The sequence below is a fragment of the Peribacillus sp. ACCC06369 genome, from assembly GCF_030348945.1.
In the GTDB taxonomy this organism is placed as follows: domain Bacteria; phylum Bacillota; class Bacilli; order Bacillales; family DSM-1321; genus Peribacillus.
On record NZ_JAUCEN010000002.1, the window covers coordinates 2,159,676 to 2,184,262 of the forward strand.

General features: G+C 36.8%; 24 protein-coding genes and 1 riboswitch. Of the genes, 19 read left to right on the forward strand and 5 right to left on the reverse strand.

The features are described 5' to 3' along the window. Positions 1-3: 3 nt before the first annotated feature. The 6 genes from QUF78_RS11420 to QUF78_RS11445 all read left to right on the forward strand — a co-directional run bounded on the left by QUF78_RS11420 (position 4) and on the right by QUF78_RS11445 (position 6,294). On the forward strand, positions 4-651 hold the full coding sequence (locus QUF78_RS11420) for a response regulator transcription factor (protein WP_289324727.1): 648 nt from the start codon (positions 4-6) through the stop codon (positions 649-651). Between the two features lie 106 nt (positions 652-757). After that, a complete protein-coding gene (locus tag QUF78_RS11425) occupies positions 758-2,026 on the forward strand; it encodes a sensor histidine kinase (protein WP_289324728.1) in 1,269 nt (422 codons plus the stop codon). Between the two features lie 117 nt (positions 2,027-2,143). Further along, on the forward strand, positions 2,144-3,031 hold the full coding sequence (locus QUF78_RS11430) for a glycoside hydrolase family 73 protein (protein ID WP_289324729.1): 888 nt from the start codon (positions 2,144-2,146) through the stop codon (positions 3,029-3,031). Positions 3,032-3,240: 209 nt separating this feature from the next. Further along, positions 3,241-3,579, forward strand: coding sequence for a metal-sensitive transcriptional regulator (locus QUF78_RS11435; RefSeq protein ID WP_370017022.1), 339 nt, complete (start codon positions 3,241-3,243; stop codon positions 3,577-3,579). Between the two features lie 16 nt (positions 3,580-3,595). Next, the gene (gene copZ, locus QUF78_RS11440) at positions 3,596-3,802 is read left to right on the forward strand and encodes a copper chaperone CopZ (RefSeq protein ID WP_289324730.1); all 207 of its coding nucleotides are present in this window, start codon (positions 3,596-3,598) and stop codon (positions 3,800-3,802) included. 104 nt (positions 3,803-3,906) lie between these two features. After that, entirely contained in the window at positions 3,907-6,294 is a 2,388-nt protein-coding gene (locus QUF78_RS11445; protein WP_483313886.1) for a heavy metal translocating P-type ATPase, read from the forward strand. 211 nt (positions 6,295-6,505) lie between these two features. On the opposite strand, the gene QUF78_RS11450 is transcribed toward QUF78_RS11445, so the two are convergent. Continuing rightward, a complete protein-coding gene (locus QUF78_RS11450) occupies positions 6,506-7,009 on the reverse strand; it encodes a DinB family protein (RefSeq protein WP_289324732.1) in 504 nt (167 codons plus the stop codon). A 676-nt stretch (positions 7,010-7,685) separates the two neighbouring features. Between QUF78_RS11450 and QUF78_RS11455 the strand changes: the two genes are divergently transcribed. The 3 genes from QUF78_RS11455 to QUF78_RS11465 all read left to right on the forward strand — a co-directional run bounded on the left by QUF78_RS11455 (position 7,686) and on the right by QUF78_RS11465 (position 10,436). Next, positions 7,686-8,858 (forward strand): FtsW/RodA/SpoVE family cell cycle protein, encoded by a 1,173-nt coding sequence (locus QUF78_RS11455; RefSeq protein ID WP_289324733.1) that lies wholly within the window; start codon positions 7,686-7,688, stop codon positions 8,856-8,858. A 751-nt stretch (positions 8,859-9,609) separates the two neighbouring features. After that, positions 9,610-10,047, forward strand: a complete 438-nt coding sequence (locus QUF78_RS11460; protein WP_289324734.1) for a hypothetical protein — start codon at positions 9,610-9,612, stop codon at positions 10,045-10,047. A 23-nt stretch (positions 10,048-10,070) separates the two neighbouring features. Next, positions 10,071-10,436: a hypothetical protein gene (locus QUF78_RS11465; RefSeq protein ID WP_289324735.1), complete on the forward strand. Its 366-nt coding sequence runs from the start codon at positions 10,071-10,073 to the stop codon at positions 10,434-10,436. Positions 10,437-10,609: 173 nt separating this feature from the next. Here the strand turns inward: QUF78_RS11465 and QUF78_RS11470 are convergent, their stop codons facing one another. Then, entirely contained in the window at positions 10,610-11,017 is a 408-nt protein-coding gene (locus QUF78_RS11470; RefSeq protein ID WP_289324736.1) for a DnaA N-terminal domain-containing protein, read from the reverse strand. A gap of 307 nt (positions 11,018-11,324) precedes the next feature. Further along, entirely contained in the window at positions 11,325-11,516 is a 192-nt protein-coding gene (locus QUF78_RS11475; protein ID WP_289324737.1) for an aspartyl-phosphate phosphatase Spo0E family protein, read from the reverse strand. Between the two features lie 582 nt (positions 11,517-12,098). Next, positions 12,099-12,287, forward strand: a riboswitch (cobalamin riboswitch). A gap of 154 nt (positions 12,288-12,441) precedes the next feature. On the opposite strand from QUF78_RS11475, the gene nikA reads away from it, so the two are divergent. From nikA to QUF78_RS11510, 7 genes are all read left to right on the forward strand, one after another. Then, complete coding sequence (gene nikA, locus QUF78_RS11480; protein WP_289324738.1) at positions 12,442-14,073, forward strand: nickel ABC transporter substrate-binding protein; 1,632 nt, start codon at positions 12,442-12,444, stop codon at positions 14,071-14,073. 37 nt (positions 14,074-14,110) lie between these two features. After that, positions 14,111-15,049, forward strand: a complete 939-nt coding sequence (gene nikB / locus QUF78_RS11485) for a nickel ABC transporter permease (RefSeq protein WP_289324739.1) — start codon at positions 14,111-14,113, stop codon at positions 15,047-15,049. A 2-nt stretch (positions 15,050-15,051) separates the two neighbouring features. Then, complete coding sequence (nikC, locus tag QUF78_RS11490; protein ID WP_289324740.1) at positions 15,052-15,882, forward strand: nickel transporter permease; 831 nt, start codon at positions 15,052-15,054, stop codon at positions 15,880-15,882. Positions 15,883-16,276: 394 nt separating this feature from the next. After that, positions 16,277-18,019 (forward strand): alkaline phosphatase D family protein, encoded by a 1,743-nt coding sequence (locus QUF78_RS11495; RefSeq protein WP_289324741.1) that lies wholly within the window; start codon positions 16,277-16,279, stop codon positions 18,017-18,019. 74 nt (positions 18,020-18,093) lie between these two features. Further along, the gene (locus QUF78_RS11500; protein ID WP_063233420.1) at positions 18,094-18,306 is read left to right on the forward strand and encodes a twin-arginine translocase TatA/TatE family subunit; all 213 of its coding nucleotides are present in this window, start codon (positions 18,094-18,096) and stop codon (positions 18,304-18,306) included. A gap of 147 nt (positions 18,307-18,453) precedes the next feature. Further along, complete coding sequence (gene tatC / locus QUF78_RS11505; protein WP_483313887.1) at positions 18,454-19,155, forward strand: twin-arginine translocase subunit TatC; 702 nt, start codon at positions 18,454-18,456, stop codon at positions 19,153-19,155. Positions 19,156-20,041: 886 nt separating this feature from the next. Continuing rightward, on the forward strand, positions 20,042-20,200 hold the full coding sequence (locus tag QUF78_RS11510; RefSeq protein ID WP_289324743.1) for a UTRA domain-containing protein: 159 nt from the start codon (positions 20,042-20,044) through the stop codon (positions 20,198-20,200). 287 nt (positions 20,201-20,487) lie between these two features. Here QUF78_RS11510 and QUF78_RS11515 read toward each other — a convergent pair whose 3' ends face one another. Continuing rightward, a complete protein-coding gene (locus QUF78_RS11515; RefSeq protein WP_289324744.1) occupies positions 20,488-20,976 on the reverse strand; it encodes a divergent PAP2 family protein in 489 nt (162 codons plus the stop codon). Between the two features lie 250 nt (positions 20,977-21,226). Between QUF78_RS11515 and QUF78_RS11520 the strand changes: the two genes are divergently transcribed. Together QUF78_RS11520 and QUF78_RS11525 are read left to right on the forward strand one after the other, a co-directional pair. After that, complete coding sequence (locus tag QUF78_RS11520; protein WP_289324745.1) at positions 21,227-21,598, forward strand: hypothetical protein; 372 nt, start codon at positions 21,227-21,229, stop codon at positions 21,596-21,598. Positions 21,599-21,628: 30 nt separating this feature from the next. Beyond that, positions 21,629-22,897, forward strand: coding sequence for an erythromycin esterase family protein (locus tag QUF78_RS11525; RefSeq protein ID WP_289324746.1), 1,269 nt, complete (start codon positions 21,629-21,631; stop codon positions 22,895-22,897). 576 nt (positions 22,898-23,473) lie between these two features. On the opposite strand, the gene QUF78_RS11535 is transcribed toward QUF78_RS11525, so the two are convergent. Further along, a complete protein-coding gene (locus QUF78_RS11535; RefSeq protein WP_289324747.1) occupies positions 23,474-23,914 on the reverse strand; it encodes a GNAT family N-acetyltransferase in 441 nt (146 codons plus the stop codon). Positions 23,915-24,037: 123 nt separating this feature from the next. Here QUF78_RS11535 and QUF78_RS11540 point away from each other — a divergent pair, with 123 nt between their 5' ends. Further along, positions 24,038-24,490, forward strand: a complete 453-nt coding sequence (locus tag QUF78_RS11540; protein WP_289316735.1) for a MarR family winged helix-turn-helix transcriptional regulator — start codon at positions 24,038-24,040, stop codon at positions 24,488-24,490. Positions 24,491-24,587 lie beyond the last annotated feature (97 nt).

The window sequence follows — 24,587 nt, forward strand, 5'->3', positions numbered from 1 at the left end:
TCAATGAACATTTTGATAGCTGATGATGAAAAACGGTTGACAGTCATATTGAAGACTTATTTCGAGAAAGAAGGATTTAATGTGTATGTTGCTTATGATGGTGATGAGGCTTTGAACCTCTTCTTTTCTAATAAAATCGATTTGGTTGTGTTGGATTGGATGATGCCGAAATTAAATGGAATGGAAGTCTGTTCTGAAATAAAGAAAGTGAGCTTGGTGAAAGTAGTGATGCTGACAGCTAGATCATCTAATGATGATGAATTCAGTGCACTAGATATTGGAGCCGATGAGTATATACGAAAACCATTTGACCCGCGAATATTGATTCTAAGAGTGAAAAAGATGCTTGGTATGGAAAAAATAGTAGGGATCAGGGATTTGAAAATCGATTTGCTTAGACTGAAAGTATATAAAAATGGTAATGAAGTAATCCTTTACAAAAAAGAATTTGAGTTGTTGGCATTTTTATATAAAAATAAGGGGCAAATATTGTCCAGGGATACTTTGTTATCAATGGTATGGGGAATGAGTTATATCGGGGAAGAAAGAACAGTCGACACGCATATTAATAGATTGCGGGATAAGATTGGGGCTCACAACATTCTCACTCATAGGGGATTGGGGTATAGCTTCCATGATAAAGAGCAATAAAATAAGCACTAAATTATTATCCATGGTCAGTATAATAATGGTTATCGTTTTCGGTATATCTTATTTATTAAACAACTATTTTTTGTCTGATTATTATTTGTATAAAATGAAGCAAAAACTCACATCAACTTACGATGAAATAAATGATTTGAGTATCAATAAATTAAAGGAAATTGAAAATTCCACTGAAATTACTAACAATGTAACAATCGTTATCATCGAAAATAAAAGTAATATCGATGAACTGAATGAGCTTATGCAATTTAGTCTATATAAAGAAAAAATTCCATTGAATAAGTTTTGGATAACGGAGGATACATTAAAAAAGGTAAACGAGGGTGAAATTGTCAAACAGTTATATAATCAAGGGAAAATAAAGTCAAGCTTGCTGACTTTATTGTATGAGCAGGAGGGTCACCTGGTTTTAATCGGTACAGTTGTCGTTCATAATACCGATGCCATGGAAATTATCAATCAACTAAATTTTTACTCCATTGTTTTCGGTATCATCATCATCTTATTGTTAGTCGCATATTATTCCAAAAAAATCATTACTCCATTAGAAAAGCTACAAAGTGTGGCAAAAGATATTGCCAATTTGAACTTTAAACAAGTAGATATAAAGTCAGGAGATGAAATAGAGGAATTATCTCACAGTATCAATGATATGAGCACTCGCTTAAAAAATGCCCATTTACAATTGGAAATGAAAAATCAGAATTTAAATTCATTGGTAACAAACATATCCCATGAGGTGAAGACACCGTTATCATTAATACAAGCCTATACAATCGGCATAATGGATGGCTTAGATGATGGGACATATACAAATGTTATCTTGGAACAAGTGAAAAATACATCTGATATGGTAGATCATTTAATTATGCTTGCTAAAGTGCAAGCCTTGGATGCCAGCAAAGAAACGTTCGATTTAAGAGAGTTTCTCCAAAAGTTAATTTTCCATTATAAAGCTCTATTGAATAACGCTGGCATAGAAGTTCGCGATCACTTAGATTCAGCTGAGAAATGCATGGTAAAAGCAGATAAAAGACAAATGGATATTGTATTTAACAACCTTATTAGCAACGCCATTAAGTATGGGGAAGAAGATTTTTTTGTCATAACATTGGAGAATGATTTTGACGGCAGTTTGAAATTCGAAATAAAAAATAAAACAACAATAGTAAAAGAAGAACATTTGCAAAATATATGGGATTCTTTTTATGTGATAGAAAAATCGAGAAATAAAGAAATTTCTGGAACGGGATTGGGCTTGGCAATAGTAGCCAATATATTGGCTAAAAATGATTTAAGATATGAAGTTACTTTAAACGAGATGAATATTCATTTTACGATATGGTTTGAAACACAGTAGGGCATCACCACATTGGTGATGCTTTTTTTGTCATACTGTTGTGACATATGAAAGGTACTATATTAATCAGAGATGGACTTTCGATGTTCCAAATAAGGGATGAAAAGGGGAAGAAAAGTGAAACGAGTAAGATTAGGGAAAATTATTATTTTTGCATTGATATTGATAGGAGCTCTGAATTTTATAAAATTATTTGATATTAACTCAATTTCTACAGAAAAAATGAAAGAAATTCAAAATGTTATTGATGAGACAAGTATTGGGAAAATACAAGTGAACTGGAAAGACGTTGCTGCGATAGCGAGTGTGGAATATGCACTAGACACAATGACAAAGCAAGAAATAGAAAAGACGGCAAATCTGTTTATTGAGAAGAAGAAAAATCAATATCGATTGAAAGAGGTTGATGAAGTGATTGAAGCGTTAGGTTATAGTGAAAAACAAAAAAAAGAAGTCCATGCATATTTGAAATATTTAAATGCTGAGGGTACTAGCTCAAATAAAGAAAATAAAGATAGCTTGCAAGTGAGTTTCATTTCCAGCATAAAAGAGGGGGCCATTGATAATTATAAAGAAAATGGTATTCTTCCTTCTATTACAATAGCACAAGCTATATTGGAATCCGGTTGGGGAAAATCAGAGTTGTCTGTGAAGTATAACAATATATTTGGGATAAAAAGTTATAACTGGGATGGCAAGTCGGCAAATATTAGTACGAGAGAATTTCATGAAGAGAATATTCAAGCTGATTTTAGAGTGTATGATACGATTTCCGATTCTCTCCAAGATCATGCAGCTTTTTTAACTAAAAATCCCCGATATGAAAAGAATGGTTTATTTTCTTCTAAAACTTATACGGAGCAGGCGACAGCATTACAAGAAGCAGGGTATAGTACAATAGAAAATGAAGCGGGCGAGAAAATATATAGTGAGTTATTAATAGAATTGATTAGGCAGTATCAATTACAATTGATTGATAGTGAAGCACATCTTAATTATGGTTAATGTTTTAATAAACTGTATGGATGATCTGCTAATTACCTGTCCCTTAAACAGTATATTGTGAAAGTGAGTTTAGTTGCTAGAAAGACCTAATCCCAATGATATGAATAAAGAACTAAGATTGTAGTAAATAATGAACATAAAACTAATTCTTTGCATAGGGTAGGAGGGTATGGTATATTAATTTTCGAGGAGGGATGGGAATGGATGAAATGATGAATAGTCAAGATTCTATGAATGAAGAAGAATGCTGTACGACTTCTTCTCACGGCCGAAAGAGTCATCACTCAGAAGCAGTAAAAAAGAATTTAACAACCCGGTTAAATCGAATCGAAGGTCAAATTCGCGGTATAAAGGGTCTTATTGAAAAAGATACGTACTGTGATGATGTGATTACCCAAATAGCAGCTACACAAAGTGCGATGAATAGTGTGGCCAAGATTTTATTGGAAGGCCATCTAAGGAATTGTGTGGTCGAACGCCTGAATGATGGGGATACAGAGGTTATAGATGAAGTGCTTGTAACGATACAAAAATTAATGAAAAAATAAAGGAGTAGTGGTTAAAATGGAAAAGGTAACATTGAATGTAAGTGGAATGTCTTGTGGTCATTGTGTGAATGCAGTTGAAGGGAATGTAGGTAAACTGGCAGGTGTTGAAAGCGTAAAAGTGCATTTGGATGCAGGCAAAGTGGATGTAGCGTTTGATCATGAAAAAGTATCACTTGAAAAAATAAAAGAAACGATTGATGATCAAGGCTACGATGTCGAGTAAGATTTGAGGGTGCTGTTAAAGCACTTCTTTTTTACAAAGAATTATACCCCATAGCGGTATAGGAAGGCGGGGATGATGTGAGCAGACAGATAAAAGAAACAAGTATGCAGATTTCAGGCATGACTTGCGCTGCCTGTGCAACCAGGATTGAAAAAGGGTTAAACAGGATGGAAGGCGTTGAGGAAGCCACCGTTAATTTGGCCCTTGAGAAATCGGTCATTAAATATGATTCGGAAAAATTAAGCACCCATGACTTTGAAAAGAAAATACAAGACCTTGGCTATGATGTAGTGAAAGAGAAAAAGGATTTTACGATTACTGGCATGACCTGTGCTGCCTGTGCTACCCGAATTGAGAAAGGGTTAAATAAGTTGGATGGAGTGAGTATGGCTAATGTGAATCTTGCGCTCGAAAATGCGACCGTCGAGTATGATCCTTCCGAAGCCTCCCCACTTGATATCATTCAACGAGTGGAGAAGTTGGGGTATGGGGCGATCATCAAGGAAGATAATAGGGATTCAGTGGATTTCCGTCAGAAAGAAATTCAAAAACAAAAGAATAACTTCATCTTTTCGGTGATTTTATCTTTTCCATTGTTATGGGCGATGGTAAGTCATTTCAGTTTTACTTCGTTCATCTATATGCCTGATTTCCTCATGAATCCCTGGGTGCAAATGGCATTTGCCACCCCTGTGCAATTCATCATTGGGAAGCAGTTTTATGTTGGTGCTTATAAAGCCTTGAAAAACAAAAGTGCCAATATGGATGTATTGGTTGCAATGGGAACATCCGCTGCTTATTTTTACAGTGTCTATCAGGCAATCATCTCAAGCGGTTCCCATCACAATACAGCACAACTTTACTTCGAAACTAGTTCGATTCTTATCACCCTCATTCTTTTAGGGAAGCTTTTTGAAGCAAAAGCAAAAGGGCGTTCTTCCGAGGCCATCAAAAAATTGATGGGGCTTCAGGCCAAAACGGCATTGGTGTTAAGGAATGGGGAAGAACGTGAAATACCGCTTGAAGAAGTCATTGTAGGGGATACTGTTTTGGTGAAGCCGGGTGAAAAGATCCCTGTCGATGGAGAAGTGATCGAAGGGAACTCTGCAGTAGATGAATCCATGTTAACGGGTGAGAGCATTCCGGTGGATAAAACAAACGGGGATCCTGTGATCGGATCAACATTGAATAAAAATGGTTTTCTCAAAATGAAAGCGACAAAGATCGGAAGGGATACAGCTCTTTCCCAAATCATCAAAGTCGTCGAAGATGCGCAAGGGTCCAAAGCTCCGATTCAACGGCTTGCTGACCAAATTTCCAGTGTTTTCGTTCCAATTGTTGTCGGGATCGCCCTTTTAACTTTTCTGGTTTGGATAATATGGGTTAACCCTGGAGAATTCACACCAGCTTTTGAAGCGATGATTGCAGTGCTTGTCATAGCCTGTCCATGTGCTTTAGGTCTGGCCACCCCCACATCCATCATGGCAGGATCAGGTCGGGCCGCCGAATTCGGTATTTTATTTAAAGGCGGGGAACACTTGGAAACCACTCACCATATTGATACGGTCATTTTGGATAAGACGGGAACGGTAACGAATGGTACCCCTGTACTGACCGATGTCCTCATCGAGAATGGAATGGAACAAGAACAGTTTTTATCTCTTATCGGTGCAGCTGAAAAACAATCTGAACACCCTCTTGCCCAATCGATCGTTCAAGGAATTCAAGCAAGACAGATATCACTTGCGGTGGTTGAGGAATTTGAAGCGATTCCTGGTTACGGGGTGAGAGCTGTAGTGGATCAAAAAGTGTTATTCGTGGGAACGCGTAAATTGATGAAGCAAAATAACGTGGATATCACAAAGGCGCTAACAGCGATGGAAGAACTTGAAGAGCAAGGGAAAACCGCGATGCTCGCAAGCATTGGAGGAGAATATGCAGGCATCATTGCTGTTGCGGATACGATTAAAGATACCTCCCTAACGGCGATTAAAAGGTTAAAAGCAATGGATATCCAGGTCATCATGATAACCGGGGATAATCAAAAGACAGCAAATGCAATCGGCAATCAAGTGGGCATTGACCAAGTGATTGCAGAAGTCCTTCCAGAAGGGAAAGCGGAAGAAGTTAAAAAACTGCAGTCAGCCGGTAAAAGAGTGGCAATGGTCGGGGATGGGATTAATGATGCACCCGCGCTTGCACTTGCTGATATAGGAATGGCTATCGGAACAGGGACGGACGTAGCCATGGAAGCTGCTGATATCACTTTGATCCGGGGTGATTTGAACAGTATTGCAGATGCAATCCTCATGAGCAGGAAAACGATGCGAAATATCAAACAAAACCTATTCTGGGCATTTGCCTATAACGTAATCGGAATACCAATTGCGGCAATTGGACTGCTTGCCCCATGGTTAGCGGGTGCTGCCATGGCTTTCAGTTCTGTATCAGTCGTATTAAATGCACTTCGTCTTCAACGGGTAAAGCTCTAAAGAGCATGTAACCATATATTGAAGGCATTGGTACTTATATCAATGCCTTTTTCTATCTGCCATACGCCTCGAGCAATCGGATTGTCATTCCTTATAGTAAAAAAGCAGATGATCCTGGAAAGGGGATCATCTGCATTCATCTGGAATGAGCTTTAGATATTTACAGCCACCCCTAATGATGTTTCTTTGTTTTCGAGGTGCCATACCGAGCTTATTTTAAACAGTAAAATACATAATCTGTAGGTGTGCCACGCTCGCCTTGTTGATGGAGCATCGCCGACACATTACCGCGATGATAGGTCCCGTGATTCACTACATGATGGATGAGGTCGGCAAGTACAAACTCACACGCCCCCATTTTGGGATGTTCGGTTACAATGGTCCGTTCAAGATCAGGCTGCGTAGCAAGAAAAACGTCATAATCCTTTGCAAGTTCATCATAGTAGGATTCAAGTTCATTTATTGAAACTCCATCCACTTCTTCCCGTCGCCTTTTAACTTTCTTAAAAGTATCTTGAATGGTGCTTCCTTTCATTATCTCCAACCATGTGACGTCTGTTGCGTAAAGGTGAACCAGGACTTCCTTTATGGAGGGAAAGACACTTTTTAACGTGTCGCCATAGACTCCGTCCGGTAATTGTTTTAGGTTTTGGAACACTTGCTGATTAGCCCAAACGTGGTAATCATACATTTTCTTGGCACGGTCCTTTTCCATTTTCTCACTCCTTCCATTGTTACTAAATCCCTTTCGACATAATTTAAAGAATACCTTTATCAAAAGCTGAATGTTCCAGATGCCGAGCATTCCCCTTACTATTAATCCAGTAACTTCCTATTGATAAACACATACACAATTGTTAAAAGTACTAATATGGCTAGGATAAGAGTTTTACCTTCATAAGGATAGTCGGTCATGCTATTTATAATTATTAACAATCCTAACGGAAGAAAAAAGCCCCCGCCAGTCACTTTCCCCAATAAAGACTTATTATTAATCATCTTTTCATTAAATCCTGCTAACAGCCAAGTTTGTTTTTTGATTCCCCAAATAGGAAACCAATAAAAGAGCCATTCCAATAATCAATAAACGATAGTCCATCTCAACAACTCCCAAGTAAAGTTTTATCCTATTAGTTTATTATGATCTGTAATTACAAAAGTTTCCTTTTATTAAAAGACATTCTCCATCCTCACTACGTAAACCTTGGATTGGGATGGGATAATTAGAAAAAAAATGAAATAAACGCACTAAAAAATGGTAACATTATATTGTGGTTATTATGGATCGGAGGTGGAGTGAAGGGAACGGTGTAAACCATATCTGGAATAATCGATTCGAATGAGAAAGAAATAAAAAGGTTAAGTAGAATGATATTATTACTATAAAAAAAATGAAAAGATTCGGTGATTTTGTGAATAAACGTAAAAGTTACTTTGATTCAAATCTAGCTATGTTAATCATCATTCTGATGGTTTTCAGTAGCGTTAGTTTATACAGTGCCCAAAAATATGCACAGCTTGATATAGATTATTTTCAGCAGCAAATTGTCTGGTTTGTAGTAAGCGGAGTGATTGTTCTGGCCATTTTTTATTTTGATTTTGAGACGATCATGAAACTAACTCCCTTTATATATTCATTCGGCATTTTGCTGCTACTATTTGTATTGTTAGGTCCCGATAGTATAGCCCCAGTCCGGAAGGGGGCTAAATCATGGATTGAAATTCCAGGATTAGGCTCCATACAACCATCCGAGTTCATGAAAATATTTTTAATATTGATGTTGTCTTATATCCTGACTAAACATATTGACAAGTTTCCGGTAGGGGATATAAGGACAGATATTAAATTATTGTTTAAAATGGGATTGATAGCTGCTTTGCCAATCGGTCTTACGCTTCTGCAGAATGACTTTGGCACTTCATTGGTAATGGCCGTCATCACCATGGGAATCATCCTTGTATCGGGGATCAATTGGAAAATGATAGCTTCTGTAGTTTCTTTAGTGGTCAGTATTGTATGTTCTTTGGTAATCATCTATCTATATGATCCTGATCTATTATTGAACTTACTGGATGGATATCAATTGGATAGGATAAATTCTTGGCTGGATCCATTTGGCCATGGCCAGGGAATCGGTTATCAATTGAAGCAGTCCATATTAGCGATTGGTTCCGGTATGACTGAAGGGAAAGGCTTCAACCAAAGCAATGTATATATTCCTGAAGCACATACCGATTTTATATTTACCATAGTGGCTGAAGAATTTGGGTTCATAGGGGCAAGTTTGCTAATATCCCTATATTTCTTCATCATTTATAAAATCGTTGCGACTGCATTGAGTTCTTCTTTTTTCGAATCTTTTATATGTGTAGGTGTCATCTCTTTCTTGACCTTCCACATATTTCAAAATATCGGAATGGTCATCGGTCTAATTCCAATCACAGGAATTCCTCTGCCATTAATGAGCTATGGAGGGAGTTCGGTGATGGCTACGATGATGGGACTTGGTTTGGTATTGAATGTTTCATTGAAGAAAAAGGATTATATGTTTTCGAATAAGTGACAAAACTTTTAGGATTTATTTAAAATACGATAGGCTAAACTAATTTCAATAATAGAAAGTGTAGCCCAAAGAGGAAGGTTAAGAAATATGTGCCCCTACTTAACTCTTACCGGGAGAGAAATGTTAGCACTCAGATCAAGCAATGCTTGGTCTTTTTTTTATGAATAAACGGCATGAAGAAATGTAGGATACTGCTTAACAAATACTATTACAGCATTCATAAGTTGGAGGAATGTGATCCATTTTAAAATTAATAAATTAGTAGGCCGTTCAGAGGTTCCACAGGGGTAGCATAAAAAATGCGACTAACAAAATAGGTATCGATATTTTTGGTTTTATGGTTCTTTAATCCTGTAATTTAGATTTTTTTAAAAAAATATACATTTAATATAGATATATTATCATATAAATGCTAAGGTTTAATAGTAACTAATACTCATTCTAAAGGGCGCCGCATTCTATTTACTGGAACAGTTCCGGCTTCACCTTCCACTTAGATTCATTACATAAACGTGCATGTTCCATGAAGGAATTTATTTTTACTTCTTTCTTTAAATGTAGGAAAAATGTTAGATTAAAAAACTACAAAAAGGGGAATCGAATATTATGAAAAAAATGTTTGCTTTTTCAGTATCTTTGGTTATTTTATTTACCTTTGTAGCTCCTTCCTTTGCAAGTAAGAAGTTATCACCGAGACATCTACAGAACAAGAATTAAAAGAGTAAGCCTTTTTTTTTAAGGTCTAGAAATAATGAGTAATACAATTTTAACGGAACAAGAGATTGAAGACTTGTATAATGAAGTTATGAGTATTGGAACACCTAACGTTGGTGGTATTACTTCCTATGTTCCTATTTCAGGTGGATCAACGAAAACAGAAATACCTCCAATTTATAGAACCTACAAAAATACTGGTGTAAATGAAGCTAAAAATCTAATTTTCGCATATATGATGAAAAAGATTCCTAAAAAATTAACAGATAGCGTATTTTTAAATTGGCTTTTTGTAAAGTTAAATAGCTGGTCTAAAATTAGTCCAACTTATGTGGGTTCTTGGGTATCAAGTTCTTATAGCACTGCAGAAAAGAAAAGGAATTATCATGCAATAGTGGTTCGTTATGGAAAAATTAATTGTACATCACCTAAATCTGTTCAATATTTCCAATGCAATTACTGGTTCGGGAAATAATAATCTAGGGAATGGGGGATTAGATGAAATTGAAAATATTATTAAGAATAGGTATCTTATTATTATTTTCTTTTCTAATGATTTTTGATTATTTCCCACATATCGTTTTCAATGACATACCTGAGACGGCACTGACATTTGGAATTATCTCAGTGGCGATTATCTATATTGTCCTTAATCGAAAGACTGAAAAAGAATGTGAACATTCATTAATTGTAGAAGCAGTATTTATTTTTTATACTTTAGTGCTAATAGGAGTATTAACATTAATGGGGGGAGAATCCACTGTAGGAATCTCCTTAAAAAATCCTATCTTATGGTTTGTTTTATTATTGACAATAGTTGATATGACATTAAGATATAGGAAAATTAATGATAGCAAACTCTAGACTTAAGAAATCGGGGCATTTCGGGGCGATAAAAAACAGCCACATGGCTGCCTCTTTACTTTAAATTATCTAAGACTCAAAAGCTTTAGGAACAGTACATGTACTTTATTATTTTTTATAACAAACGAAGAAGCCTTTATAGCTTCTTCGTTTGAATGTTTAAGAGTGTTCCCTTATTTCGCAATAAATTGAATGCTATAATCTTTTCCATTGATACCCTTCAGCAAGGATTTTATTAATTTTGCGTACCTTTCCTCCAGCCAATCTCGGGCGAACTCATTAGGTGCAACCAATGTCATTTGGTCATTTTCAATCGAAGTCAAGTATACATCTTTCAACCATGTCTCATAGCTAGGCTTAGAGATCTTTTTCTGCAATTGTACTTTAACGAGGGAGAATATATCTTGATCGTCCAACAATTCAGTTTGTAATGTGACATCTTCAAACGGTGGCACAGCTTCTTTATCTGGTTTTAAATGATTTATTATTTGAGTGGCACGATTTAATTCATGTTCAAGTGAAAGTTTAAGCTCTTGTAACTCTTTCATTAAAATATCTTTAGATTTATCATTTCTATCCATTGTACGTCCCCTTGCTATCTGGTTATCTTTTTATTTAGTATAACTTCTTTTTGTTCTAATCCCATGACGAATTCTACACGAAATAAAACCTAGAAAACTATACTGAAGCCTTATGTAAGAAGTGATGATCATTTTCATTAAATAATCCAGAAAAATTAGTCCACGAGTCCAAGAATTGAACACGAGGTGGTTAAGTAAGGGAAATATACTGCATGAAATACACAGTGATCATTAAAAATAATTCCAATATAATTCAGAGAGATAGTTCCTACAGCTATCATGATTGAATGAAGTTAGAAAGATTAAATCAAATTTCATTCCTGTTTTTGAAATATTGTACATTTGGTTCTTTTTCATGCTCAAGTAAATTCAATAGTTTATCCAGTTCCTGGCTATTATGTAATGTTTTTGGAGAAGTTAATCCATATGTCAATGCGGTAGTTATTAAATCTTTCCTCAATATCTCGATTTTTTCATGTAATGCTTCAATACTTACCAATGCAAAATCCCTCAAGTACTTTCTTTTATTGTTATGAATCTATTATTACATAAATTAGGTTGCTTTCAAATACAAAGTAAGTGTTCACTTATAAAAAATAACTTATTCGGGAGGGAGCAATACAAATCTGAAAATGAAAAATCTACATACTATCATTCATATATGTCGTTACAAATAACTGTTTGTATAAGATTATTGCCTCCGTACAATACGAACCGTTAAAAACATCAGGATCTTAATTTGATATGGCATAAATTTGTGATAAGGAATATAATTTGTATTAGGTAAACTTTTTGATTTTATTTTCATATAGTTAATATCCATTTTTAGAGAGTTGTAATCGTAAAACCGTATAATATAGGAGAGTTTTTAATATTTGTTAAATTCTTAAGAATAGATATTTATTCTCCTTTTTACTAACTGTTTTCGTTTATTGCTAGGATGGAAATGATTAGTTGCTGAGTTTATCAAAAATTAATTAGAGATGAAACTATTAAAGTGTTAAGAAGCATCAAGAGGTTTTGACTTAATAATTTTAAGATGGACAAGCTCTATATTTTACTATGAAGATGAGGAAAAATTTCATATTTTATTGGAATGGGTATATTCGTTTAATAGCGAATATTTAAAAGGGAAGCCGGTGCAAAATCCGGCACGGTCCCGCCGCTGTAAGGGTGAGTCCTATGCAAGAAAGTCACTGGATAATATCCGGGAAGACGCATGGAGATGATGAACCTAAGTCAGAAGACCTGCCTGTTCTAGAAATGCTGTTAACCTACGGGAGATAGGGAGGTGTTAGAGTGCTAGAAGACGAATTTGTTCTTAATATATAAGCATTTCTGACCGTTAAATCTGGTTGGAAATGCTTTTTTGTATTTCGTGATTTTTCAAATAGTTAAAATTCCATAATTGAAGGTGAGAAAGCATGTTTATAAAACGGTCTAATTTATTCCATTCTTTTGTTGGACTACTAGTAATTTTCACAATCTTAGTTACAGGTTGCAGCAACACAACAATAGATCAAGAAAATACATTAGATAATGAAAAGCAAAAAGTTGTTACTTTTTCATGGCCTGGGGATATAGGTGACTTAAATCCACACACATATTTTCCGAATGAGTTTTTTTCCCAGGCTATGGTATATGAATCCCTTGTTTATTACGGTAAAGGTGGAGAAATTCAGCCTTGGCTTGCGGAGAGCTGGGATATATCGAAAGATGGAAAAGAATATGTATTCCATCTAAGAAAAGATGTTGAATTTTCCGATGGTTCGGTATTTAATGCTGCAATCGTCAAGAAAAACTTTGATACCATTTTAGATAATCGCAAACAACATGAATGGGTGGGATTAATTAACCAAATCAAAGATACAAAAATAATAGATGAATATACTATTAAACTTATTTTGAACAACGCGTATTATCCAACTCTTCAAGAACTAACTTACATCAGACCTTTGAGATTTGTAGGAGAAGCTGCTTTTCCTGACAGCCAAAACACATTTAAGGACGGACTCAAGTCTCAGATTGGCACTGGACCGTGGGTATTGAGCGAGTATAAGAAAAATGAGTTTGCTGTTTTCAAAAGGAACGAACATTATTGGGGCACTAAGCCTAAAGTAGATAAGGTGGTTGTTAAAGTCATTACTGATGGAGAGTCAAGAGTGTTAGCTTTTGAGAAAAAGGAACTCGACTTTATATTTGGAAACGGGGTCATCAGCCAAGATTCATTCCAATTTTTGAAGAATTCAGGGCAATATGAAACCAAATTGTCAGAACCTACAGCTACAAGAACGCTGCTTCTTAACTCAAACAGAGAAGCGACTAAAGATCTTAAAGTTCGGTTAGCTCTCCAACATGCTTTTAATAAACAAGCTGTTATCGATAAGATCTTTTATGGTATGGAAAAAAAGGCTGATACTTTGTTTCCACCTATTTTGCCTTATACGAAAATTAATATAGAGCCATATGAGTATGATGCAGAAAAAGCAAAAATGTTATTGGATGAAGCTGGATGGAAACAAGTGAAGGGGAAACCATTTAGAGAAAAAGACGGAAAAGAATTGCAATTGGAATTACTGTTTAATAGTACAGATAACATCCAAAAGTCAATCGCAGAATTTACACAAGGTGATTTTAGAAAACTGGGAATAGATGTTAAGTTGACCAGTCAGGAAACTAATACTTTTTGGACAACGGCATTTCAAGGTAAGTTTGATTTATTATTTACAGCAACATGGTCTGTACCGTTTGATCCACATTCCTATTTAGCGTCTATGACGACTAATTCGGAAAATGGTAGTCCAGATTATAACGCTCAATTAGGGTTGCCAGTAAAAAAAGAAATAGACCAGAAAATTAAGAAAGTATTATTAACTACTGACGAGGAAGATAGAAAAATACTGTATTCAGATATATTAACGACATTGCACGAACAAGCCATTTATTTACCGATATCTTATCAGTCTAATATAGCGGTGTATCAAAAAAACATTAGTGGAGTAGATTTTTTACCTCAAGAAGCTGAGGTCCCTTTAACTTCAATTGATGTTAATTGAAATAGGGGATACTTAAAAACAACTTAAGGAGTGCTACATGAGTTGGTTTATTTTTAAACGTCTCACAAGTTTAATTCCAATATTATTCGGAGTTTCGCTCATTACTTTTATCTTGCTTCACTTAATTCCTGGAGATCCGGCAGTAGCTTACTTAAGGGCGTCACATATTCCTCCTACGAATGAGACAGTGGCTGCCCTTCGAGTTGAGCTTGGTTTAAACAAGCCTTTATATGTCCAGTATTTTGGATGGCTGGGAAAAGTGTTGCAATTGGATTTAGGGATGTCTTACGTGTCCAATAACTCCGTATGGGAAGAAATTGTGGTACATTTCTTCCCAACAGTTCAATTAACATTTGCTTCGCTTATCTTAATTGTTGTTATTAGTTTACCTATAGGCATGATTTCTGCTATTTACAAGGGGAAATTTGTTGATCAGTTTAGCAGAATAGCAGCCTTTGTAAGTGTCTCTATGCCAACCTTTTGGTTTGGGTTTCTTTTGATCTATTTTTTATCTGTAAAGTTAGATTTATTTCCTGTATTGGGAAGGGGGACCTTGGCGCATCTAGTGCTTCCTTCCTTGACATTGGCTTTTACCTATATAGGGACGTATATGCGATTGCTTCGAGCTAGTATGCTAGGAAATTTGAATGAGCCATTCGTTGTGTATGCTAGAGTGAGAGGGTTACGCCAAAGACTAATCGTTATCAGACATGTCTTAAAAATGTCCTTATTACCTATGATAACTGGACTTGGAATGAGCTTCGGGAACATGCTAAGCGGAGCGGTTATTGTTGAAACAATTTTTTCTTGGCCCGGCATGGGACAGTTATTTGTCACATCTATTTTAAATCAAGATTATCCAATGATTCAGGGGTGTGTATTGTTTATGGGTGTGATCTTTGTGGTCTGCAATCTTCTTGTGGATCTTACTTATTCTTTCCTGGATCCCCGTATACGCTGGGAAGGAGAGAAATAAGAATGGTGCAAAACATGAAAAGAATGCTGATGACACATATGCTCATGATGATCAGTATCATGATTATTTCCTTTCTGACAGTATTGGCTCTTTTTGCTCCTTTTTTGGCTCCTAATGATCCGAACTTGATTGATATCGTTCAGAAGCTGCAAGGGCCCTCCTCTCAGTTTCCATTGGGGACTGATCATTTAGGGAGATGTATATTGTCCCGATTAATCTATGGAACACGAACCTCGTTGGGAACAGCTTTCCTTGTCATGGGATTAATGATGATTATTAGTATCCCACTTGGTATTTATGCAGGCTTTATAGGGGGTAAAGTTGATTATCTCTTCATGAGAATGTGTGACATTCTCATGGCATTTCCAAGCTTTCTGCTGTCCTTAGCTTTAATCGGAATTTTAGGACCAAGTCTTGGCAATCTGATCTTGGCGATGGTGCTTGTCCAATGGGTTTTTTATGCACGCGTCATCCGAGGAATGGTTCTTAGTGTAAAGGAGCAAAACTTTGTCTTAGCAGCCAAAATATGCGGGACACCAATGAGAGTAATTGTCATCAAACATATTTTACCTGCCATCATTTCTCAAGTTGTTGTATTAATCTTTATGGACATCGGAGGAGTTATTTTAGCAATTTCTGGACTCTCTTTTCTTGGTCTTGGCATACAGCCGCCAGAGGCAGAGTGGGGAATGATGATCAATGATAGTAAGCCATTTTTTAGAGAAACCCCTTCATTGATGCTTTACCCTGGGTTGATGATCTTCATCGTTGTGTTTGCTTTTAACTTGTTTGGCGAAGCTTTGAGGGATGCTCTAGACCTAAAAAAGGAATAGAAGGGAGGATGGATGGAAGATGGGACAACACCCCATTCTAACGTTTAGGGTACGAAAATGATTCGCAGATAAAAGTGAATAAAACTTAAACGATTATCAAATAATATGAAGCATTAATTGCTGCATCCTATTTGAGCTTAAACCCAGTTATTTGTAACGATTAAATAAATGATTCATGAAGAAAAATAGGTTGAAAGACTGTCGTTGTTTGTAAAAGTTTATAGGTCTATGTAAATGCATGAGTGAATAATTTCCTTTTTTTAAAAAAAAGTGTTCCATAGGACCTGCATGAAAACTCCTAGTTGGGATTTTATTGTTTTTACACTTCTTCATACACCTTTAAAATTGTCCTTTTATACTTGAACCAGATTCAAATAATAGGAGGGAAAGATCAATGAATAATGAAAGAGCAATGGATGATTTAATTAAGAATTGGAGCGAATTAGGTAAGAACATGGACCGCCGGAACTTTATCCAGGGAGCAAGTAAGCTTGCCGGACTTTCATTAGGTCTTGCCCTTGCCCAATCAATGGGCGGTATTGAAGTGAATGCTGCCCCGAAATTCAGTGATTATCCATTTACTCTCGGAGTAGCTTCAGGTGATCCGCTCTCGGATAGTGTAGTTTTATGGACAAGGTTGGCACCTGATCCTTTGAATGGCGGAGGAATGCCACAAGAAGCCATTTCCGTTAAATGGGAAGTGGCAAAGGATGAGAATTTCAGAAAGATTGTCCAGCAAGGCAAGGAAATAGCCAGGCCGGAACTTGGCCACTCCGTTCATGTGGAAGTAAGCGGGTTAAAACCTGATAAGGTCTATTTTTACCGATTTAAAAGCGGTGGGGAAGTAAGTCAGACTGGGAAAACGAAAACACTTCCGCCAGTAGGTTCAAGTGTTTCGAGCTTGTCATTCGCGTTTGTTTCATGCCAGCAATTTGAGCATGGTTATTATACGGCCTATAAACATTTGGCAAAAGAAGATTTGGATATTGTCTTCCACCTTGGCGATTATATATATGAATATGGACCAAATGAATATGTTGCTTCTACAGGTAATGTCCGTGTACATAGTGGTCCGGAGATCATCACGCTTGAGGATTATCGAAATAGATACGCACAATACCGCTCTGATACCCATTTAAAAGCCGCACACGCAGCTTTCCCATGGGTCGTGACTTGGGATGATCATGAAGTTGAAAACAATTATGCAAATGTCATCCCGGAAAAAGGGCAATCGGTTGAAGCGTTCATCAAGAGAAGGGCAGCGGCTTATCAGGCTTATTATGAGCATATGCCCCTTCGTAAATCGTCTTTGCCTAAAGGAGCGGATATGCGGTTATACCGAAATTTCACGTATGGCGACCTGGCCTCTTTCTTTGTACTGGATTCACGTCAATACCGCGATGATCAGGCAAACGGAGATGGAAGTACACCGCAAACGCCTGAGTCACTTGATCCGAAGCGGACATTGCTAGGTCCCGAGCAGGAACAGTGGCTAACTGACAATCTATCAAAATCAAAAACGAAGTGGAATGTACTGCCGCAGCAGATTTTCTTTTCACAACGGAATTATGGAACACCTACCGCTCCCAAATTCAGCATGGATTCCTGGGATGGTTACCCGGCTGCGCGTGATCGTTTGATTGATGTAATCAAAAGAAACAACCTGGAAAATCTGGTCGTGTTGACCGGTGATGTACATGCAAGCTGGGCAGCCAATTTAAAGGCGGATTTCGATGATCCAAATTCCAAGCTTTTCGGTGTGGAGTTTGTTGGCACTTCCATCACATCTGGTGGAAATGGTGCGGATAAGCGTGCGGATACGGATAAAATACTAAGTCAGAATCCACATATAAAGTTCTTTAATGATTACCGGGGATATGTCCGATGCAAAGTAACACCAGAACAATGGAAGGCGGACTACCGTGTAGTCCCATTCGTGACAGAACCAGGTGCGGATATATCGACAAGAGCATCCTTTGTTTTTGATAAGGATCAAACAGGGCTGAGAAAGGTTGCATCAGCAGCGGTTACGGAAGGTGTACAAAAAACGAACGAAGTCGAGGACGATCGGACACGTGCCCATAATCGCGCACATGAAAAACAAAGATTGAACAAGCAGGGGAAAGTTACTCACTAATTGATAGGGAACGATTATGATGCTTGACAAGGACATTGTGAAGAAAAATGAAAATATTAAAGGAGTGAATAAGAATGCTTTCAAATATAGGAATACCCGGTCTGGTAATCGTCCTAGTGATTGCACTGATTATTTTTGGACCGTCCAAGCTTCCGGAAATAGGCCGTGCATTTGGCCGGACATTATCCGAATTCAAAAGTGCAACCAAAGGATTGGTGAATGATTCAGAAAAAGAGGATGAAAACGAGAATAAAGCCGCGTTAAGAGCTGTTAAAAAAGAGGGATGAATTAAATGAGATATAGCGGGCGGAAAGACTCGCCTGCTTCTTTTCATGAAAAGAGTTCGAGTGGAAGTGCTATTTGCAATATAGCAAGAAAATATCTAAAAAGGAGGAGTGAAAGTGGAGAGTAAGGATTTACATGTTATAGAGCATATGGAGGAACTACGAGGAAGAATCATTAAAACACTGATAGGCTTTCTTGTTTTCTTCATAGTGAGTTTCATATTTGTACAGGATATTTATGAACTACTCATTAAGGATTTAGATGGGAAGCTTGCTGTGCTTGGTCCAAGTGACATTCTGTGGGTATATATGATAATTGCCGCGATTTGCGCAATAGCCGCAACAATTCCGCTAGCTGCCTATCAGTTATGGCGCTTTGTGGCTCCTGCGTTGAAACCTGAAGAGAGAAAAGTTACATTTCGGTTCATTCCGGGGCTGTTCATTCTATTCATAACAGGTATCTCATTTGGATATTTTGTGTTGTTCCCGATAGTGCTGGGTTTCCTCACTTCCCTATCCGCTGGGCAGTTCGAGATGATGTTCACAGCGGAAAAGTATTTTCGGTTCATGATTAATTTGATCTTACCATTCGGGGTTTTATTCGAAATGCCGCTTGTGGTCATGTTCCTGACCAGATTAGGAATCATCAATCCAACAGTGTTGAAAAAGTCTCGTAAGATTTCTTATTTCGTCTTGGTCATCATCTCAATCTTGATTACGCCTCCTGATATAATTTCGGACATTTTGGTTATCGTCCCATTGCTTGTGCTTTATGAAGTGAGTGTACAGCTGTCCAATATGGTTTATCGAAAAAGGCTGATGAAAGATGAGTCAGCATTACCTGTAACATGAAATGCGTTCTGAAAAAACATTTCTTGGGAAATAGTTAATGGAACACACTTAAAAGTTGAGGGGGCGATTCCTCAACTTTTTTTATTGCGGAATAATACTTGATGGATTAAGTAAGTGCCTTCCCCTTAAAAAATAAGCTTTTGCTTCCTCTAAGTGGACTTTTTGAATTGCGTAACCCATTTTAAAATTGTCAGGTTCCCAGATCTTTTGGATTTGAATCTTTGTCATTCGTAAAAACATGCTCCTGAGGGAAAGAGTACTTTTTTAAGTCGATTGTAAGTTCCCTTAGCTATATGCTGTTTTTCAATTTTTTTTATTCATTGAATATTAATTTTGATGTAAATATCTTTTTAGTGATTATCTTTTCGTCGATTTTGATAGCGATAAAATGTTTCCTGCGATAATTTTCATTAAATCCCTCATAAACTTCTCACCATCCCTTTCAATATTTTGATGATGCTTTTCCCCCCTAGATATATATTTATACTTGAACGACGTAATCAACATTCATTTCTGCATCCCAATTTTTCCGGATCATTCACCTTTCTACTCAAATTAATCTTCAAAATGACCCCTTACCTCATTCATGTTGGAATGGGCGAAATGAAGATTACTGGTTTTTAAGTTCAAGTGATTACATTTATTCGCTAACCAGAATCCTCGCTCCTTCTAAAATATAAAATAAAACATGCCCCATTTTATCCAGAAAAACTAAACAAATGATTAATAGGAATCCTGTAACGAAATTGGCGAGCATGGCAATGTTATAACCCGATAATGCATGCAAACTGCAATATCTATTTTTTCATTTTTATGATGTAGAATTAAGGCGAGCACGTCAAACCCAACAGTGGATGCATTTGCTGTTATACATAAATAGTATCCTTTGGACTTAGGACAAAAATTGACGAAATTCGATTTAAGCACCACAGTATTATATGACGCGCTCGAAGGTGATCTGAACATTAACTTTTGTGAAGCGGAACAAATTATAACATGCGGCTTTCCAACAAAAGAAGATGCTGAACATTTAGGTATAACATAAACGATGTGCTTGCTGATTACAGAAAGAATGATTTTTGATTCTGATGGTAATTTAGTAGAATATTATAAAGGTTTATTCAGGTCGGATATGTACTCATTCGCTATGAAAATGTCCCGGAAGAATAACTGATTTTATTTTACCGACGCAAAAAATGACCTAAGCCTTTAGAGTGGTTTAGGTCATTTTCGGTTCTCAAATTTTATAAATATGATCAACAAAATTATTCGTGACTTTACATTTTTCCGGATGGATAACTAAGAAAAAACACCTTTAATAAGCTGGTTTTTTTATTCAGCCGAATTAGTGGGCTTACCATCCTCCAATTTAGCCGAAATAAGGCCAAGTAGAACTCCAAGCAGCGCACCTGCTCCTACTTCCACAGGCTGATGGCCGAGCAGTTCATTCAGTTCTTTCTCACGCTCCACATACTCAAAACTTGGAAACTCACCAGAAAATTTCGCCAGATTATCTTCAAGATCATTCACAAGCTTTGCAATTTCGCCTGTATGGCGCCGAATCCCTTGAGCATCATACATCACAATTACGCCAAACACTGTCGCAAGTGATGTCTCCGTATGCAACCATCCTTTATTGGCTGCCACATAGGATGCCAGTGCTGCCACACCCGCAGAGTGCGAACTAGGCATGCCGCCTGTTGTTAAAGCCTGCTTCAAGTCCCACTTTCCCGTAAGCCTATTATGCGTTAAAATTTTCAATCCTTGAGCAATGCCAATTGCCGATAGCGCCGTTAAAATTCCCCGATTCATCTTTTCCATGAGCAACTCCTCCACTCCAGACCAGTCCCAATCCAATCCGGGAATTTGTCTTCTCTCTTTTGATACCCAAAATATAATCTTTATATGCGGAAGTCATCCATGATTTATCAGCATTTATTAAAAGTCTACTTGTGATATTTTGCTTCAGTTTTTACGGGGAAAGGCGTTATTTCATATTAATATTTATAGGATTGGTCCCTTAAGGAAAATCTATAACGGAAGATTAACAAGGTGTTAAGGTGGCTATGGAATGAACAAGTTCAAGGATATAAATCCGGAAGAGTTAAAAAGGATTCAGACTGTAACCAAGCAATTGTCTTTCACAAAAAACTTCAGGTCTGCTACTGCTGAAGAATGGTTTGTTTTCATTCCCGGCTTTAAGGATCCAGTTACTGGGGGTGCTGCTGGAAAGGCTATAGTTCACTACAATCTATATGGGAACAAAGATATGTTTATTAACACAACGGTCATTCTGGATGACCCTGTTCTATTTGAGGAAGAAAATTTTCAACTGGTTTACTCTATATGTGATGAACTTGTAAATCGACTGGTAGGATACGCTGATACATTGCTGTCAGTGCACGCAGGTTCAAATTCTTATAATGCTGAGTACAAACGGTAATGGTGGTAAGAAGAATAAGGAGGAAAAACTGTGCATCATAATCTGGTTCAATCAATAATCGAACATTCAGTACCGCTTACAAATGATGGTGATTGGGGTAAGCTCGTTCAACAAGTTGAAAATTCAAAATTTGTTTTGCTGGGAGAGGCATCACATGGAACATCCGAATTTTACACGGCCCGAGTTGAAATAACAAAAAAACTGATTAAAGAAAAAGGGTTCACCTTTGTAGCCGTTGAAGGCGATTGGCCCGCATGTCAGGCAATTAATAGATATGTTAAAGGCTATGACCTAGTGACGAAAACCGCAAAGGATGTGCTTAAAAGTTTTGACCGCTGGCCAACCTGGATGTGGGCAAACGAGGAAATGATCGACCTGATTGAATGGATGAAAGAATACAATGAATCTGGACAAAAACAAACGAAAGTTGGATTTTATGGGATAGATATCTATAGTCTTTGGGAATCCATGGATGAAGTCATCCATTACTTAAAACAAATAGATTCACCTGACCTCGAAGCTGCCAGACAGGCGTTCACATGCTTTGAGCCATTCAATCGGAATAACGAAGAGTACGCAGTTTCCGCAGGCATTTTTTCTGAAGGCTGCATAGAGGAAGTAGCCAAATTACTGACAACCATTCAGAGAAAAAAAGAAAAATACCCCCATCACGAGGAATTGAATTTGAATCTTCAAGTGAATGCATTGGTAGCTTATAATGCAGAAAATTATTACAGGACTATGGTGGTTCATGACGATAGATCATGGAATATTCGAGATATGCATATGGTGGATGCACTTAATGAAATTATGGATTTTTACGGTTCAGAAGGCAAGGCGATTGTATGGGAACATAATACCCATGTCGGCGATGCCAGCGCTACTGATATGAAGGATTCCGGGATGATTAATGTCGGCCAGGTCATTCGTGAGCAAAACCCAACTGAAGATGTATTTATCACAGGTTTCGGAACCTACAGGGGAACTGTTATTGCAGCAGATGAGTGGGGCATGGATTTTGAAATAAAAACAGTACCCCCGGCAATGAATGGAAGTTGGGAGGAGGCAATGCACCTTTCGGGGGCGAATGATAAGTTGCTCATTTTCACCGATGAAAATCGTCAGCTATTCCAAGATAGTATTGGACATCGGGCGATTGGAGTTGTTTACAGACCGGAATATGAACAATATGGAAACTATGTACCTTCTGTAATGTCGAATAGATATGATGCTTTTGTTTACATTGATGAAACTCAGGCCCTTCACCCGCTTGTTCATGAAAAAGCACCCGTTATGTAAAAAATATAAATATACAAGCCCTTTATAACATGTCGAGTTATAAAGGGCTTTGCCTTTTTGTTCGTGCTAATTCTTAATGCTACCCAATGTAGTCTTATCATCTTAACGGAAACTAAAGTCTTTGCGTTTGATCGCTTCTGTTTTTTAAGCTTTATTAAAAGGGATTAAAATATTTAAAAACCATTCTATAAAGAATGGTTTTTATCTTGATATCTATTCGCGGATGGACTGGATTTTTTAAATGAACCTTCAATTAATAAGGTGAAGTAATTAAGAATCGGGCCCCCTAAACAGACGGTTAATAAAGTTCCGAAACCAATTGATCCTGAAAATGACTGCCATAACTAAGAAGAAAAGATAAATGAATGTTTTTGAATGGTGTATTCATTCATCAATAACAAGACCTGTTATTAAAGCAGTTACTAGACCCAATAATTCTGGTCATTGCCTTTTTTTAAAAGCGAATTTAGAAATATCATGATAGGTCTGATTGAATGGTTAAAGAACAACCAAGGGTTAATAGTATGATCCCCATCAGATAAAGGTTAATATTTGTTTTACTCGCATTTAACACACTTATTCATTAACTAATTCTTTTATCATCAAAAGATGTGGACCGCCATCTTCCATAAAGACATCGGATGAAGTGTGATAGCCAAGTTTTTTATAAAAACCCTCTGCCTGTGTTTGCCCATGTAATTTAACCTGGGATATTTCCTTTTTATTTGCAATTTCTTCCAATGTTTTAATTATTATTTTTCCAAGACCAAATTTACGGTAAGGCTCTAAGATGCAAATTCTCTCTAATTTACCTAAACCATCAACAACTCTTAACCTACCAGTTCCGACTGGTTTTTCATTATAATAGACTAATATGTGTTCAGATAAAGCATTAAGTGTATCAAATTCATCAAATTCACTTTCTAAAGGGAAACCTTGTTCCTCGACAAATACTTCTTTTCTGATTTGAAAGGCTATTTTTAAATCATTTTCTGTAGTTATTCTCTTTGAATCCAATGTTCTTCATCCCTTTTCTAGATTTATTCAGTAAGACAAGTCATAATATATGTATATCCTTTTTATAGTATATACGAAATTATTTTTGTTGTAAATACAACAAAAAAGTCGGGAGCTTTTTGAATGAAGGAAATACTCCGTGAAATTGGAATGATAGCAAGGGCATTGGATTCTATAAGTAATATCGAATTTAAAGAATTAGACCTTACAAAAGGGCAGTATTTGTATCTTGTACGAATATGTGAAAATCCAGGAATCATTCAGGAAAAGGTAGCAGAAATGATAAAGGTTGACCGAACGACAGCAGCTCGTGCAATTAAAAAACTTGAGATACAAGGTTTTATTGAAAAGAAAGATGATGCTGACAACAAAAAAATCAAAAAGTTATACCCTACTGATAAAGGTGAAAAAGTATATCCCTTTTTACAGAAAGAAGGGGAGTATACCGACAAGGTGGCATTAACCGGATTTTCTAGGGACGAAACGGAATTGATTTTTCATCTTCTTCAAAGGGTCAGAAAAAATATTGAGGTAGATTGGGAATTTGTGAAAAAAGGCAATAAAAGGGAGTATTGACGCATCTTATAAGTTATTTGCTTCATGGATGACTGATTGGAGCTATTAGTTAAAGCGCTTATGCTGGTTGTGGAGATAAATTGATAAAAAGAGGCTC

Coding starts and splice junctions, on each gene's coding strand:
- QUF78_RS11420 (WP_289324727.1), top strand. CDS start 4: ATGAACATTTTGATAGCTGATGATGAAAAACGGTTGACAGTCATATTG.
- QUF78_RS11425 (WP_289324728.1), top strand. CDS start 758: ATGAAGCAAAAACTCACATCAACTTACGATGAAATAAATGATTTGAGT.
- QUF78_RS11435 (WP_370017022.1), top strand. CDS start 3,241: ATGATGAATAGTCAAGATTCTATGAATGAAGAAGAATGCTGTACGACT.
- copZ (WP_289324730.1), top strand. CDS start 3,596: ATGGAAAAGGTAACATTGAATGTAAGTGGAATGTCTTGTGGTCATTGT.
- QUF78_RS11445 (WP_483313886.1), top strand. CDS start 3,907: ATGCAGATTTCAGGCATGACTTGCGCTGCCTGTGCAACCAGGATTGAA.
- QUF78_RS11450 (WP_289324732.1), bottom strand. CDS start 7,009: ATGGAAAAGGACCGTGCCAAGAAAATGTATGATTACCACGTTTGGGCT.
- QUF78_RS11455 (WP_289324733.1), top strand. CDS start 7,686: ATGAAAAGATTCGGTGATTTTGTGAATAAACGTAAAAGTTACTTTGAT.
- QUF78_RS11460 (WP_289324734.1), top strand. CDS start 9,610: ATGAGTAATACAATTTTAACGGAACAAGAGATTGAAGACTTGTATAAT.
- QUF78_RS11465 (WP_289324735.1), top strand. CDS start 10,071: ATGAAATTGAAAATATTATTAAGAATAGGTATCTTATTATTATTTTCT.
- QUF78_RS11470 (WP_289324736.1), bottom strand. CDS start 11,017: ATGGATAGAAATGATAAATCTAAAGATATTTTAATGAAAGAGTTACAA.
- nikA (WP_289324738.1), top strand. CDS start 12,442: ATGTTTATAAAACGGTCTAATTTATTCCATTCTTTTGTTGGACTACTA.
- nikB (WP_289324739.1), top strand. CDS start 14,111: ATGAGTTGGTTTATTTTTAAACGTCTCACAAGTTTAATTCCAATATTA.
- nikC (WP_289324740.1), top strand. CDS start 15,052: ATGGTGCAAAACATGAAAAGAATGCTGATGACACATATGCTCATGATG.
- QUF78_RS11495 (WP_289324741.1), top strand. CDS start 16,277: ATGAATAATGAAAGAGCAATGGATGATTTAATTAAGAATTGGAGCGAA.
- QUF78_RS11500 (WP_063233420.1), top strand. CDS start 18,094: ATGCTTTCAAATATAGGAATACCCGGTCTGGTAATCGTCCTAGTGATT.
- tatC (WP_483313887.1), top strand. CDS start 18,454: ATGGAGGAACTACGAGGAAGAATCATTAAAACACTGATAGGCTTTCTT.
- QUF78_RS11515 (WP_289324744.1), bottom strand. CDS start 20,976: ATGGAAAAGATGAATCGGGGAATTTTAACGGCGCTATCGGCAATTGGC.
- QUF78_RS11520 (WP_289324745.1), top strand. CDS start 21,227: ATGAACAAGTTCAAGGATATAAATCCGGAAGAGTTAAAAAGGATTCAG.
- QUF78_RS11540 (WP_289316735.1), top strand. CDS start 24,038: ATGAAGGAAATACTCCGTGAAATTGGAATGATAGCAAGGGCATTGGAT.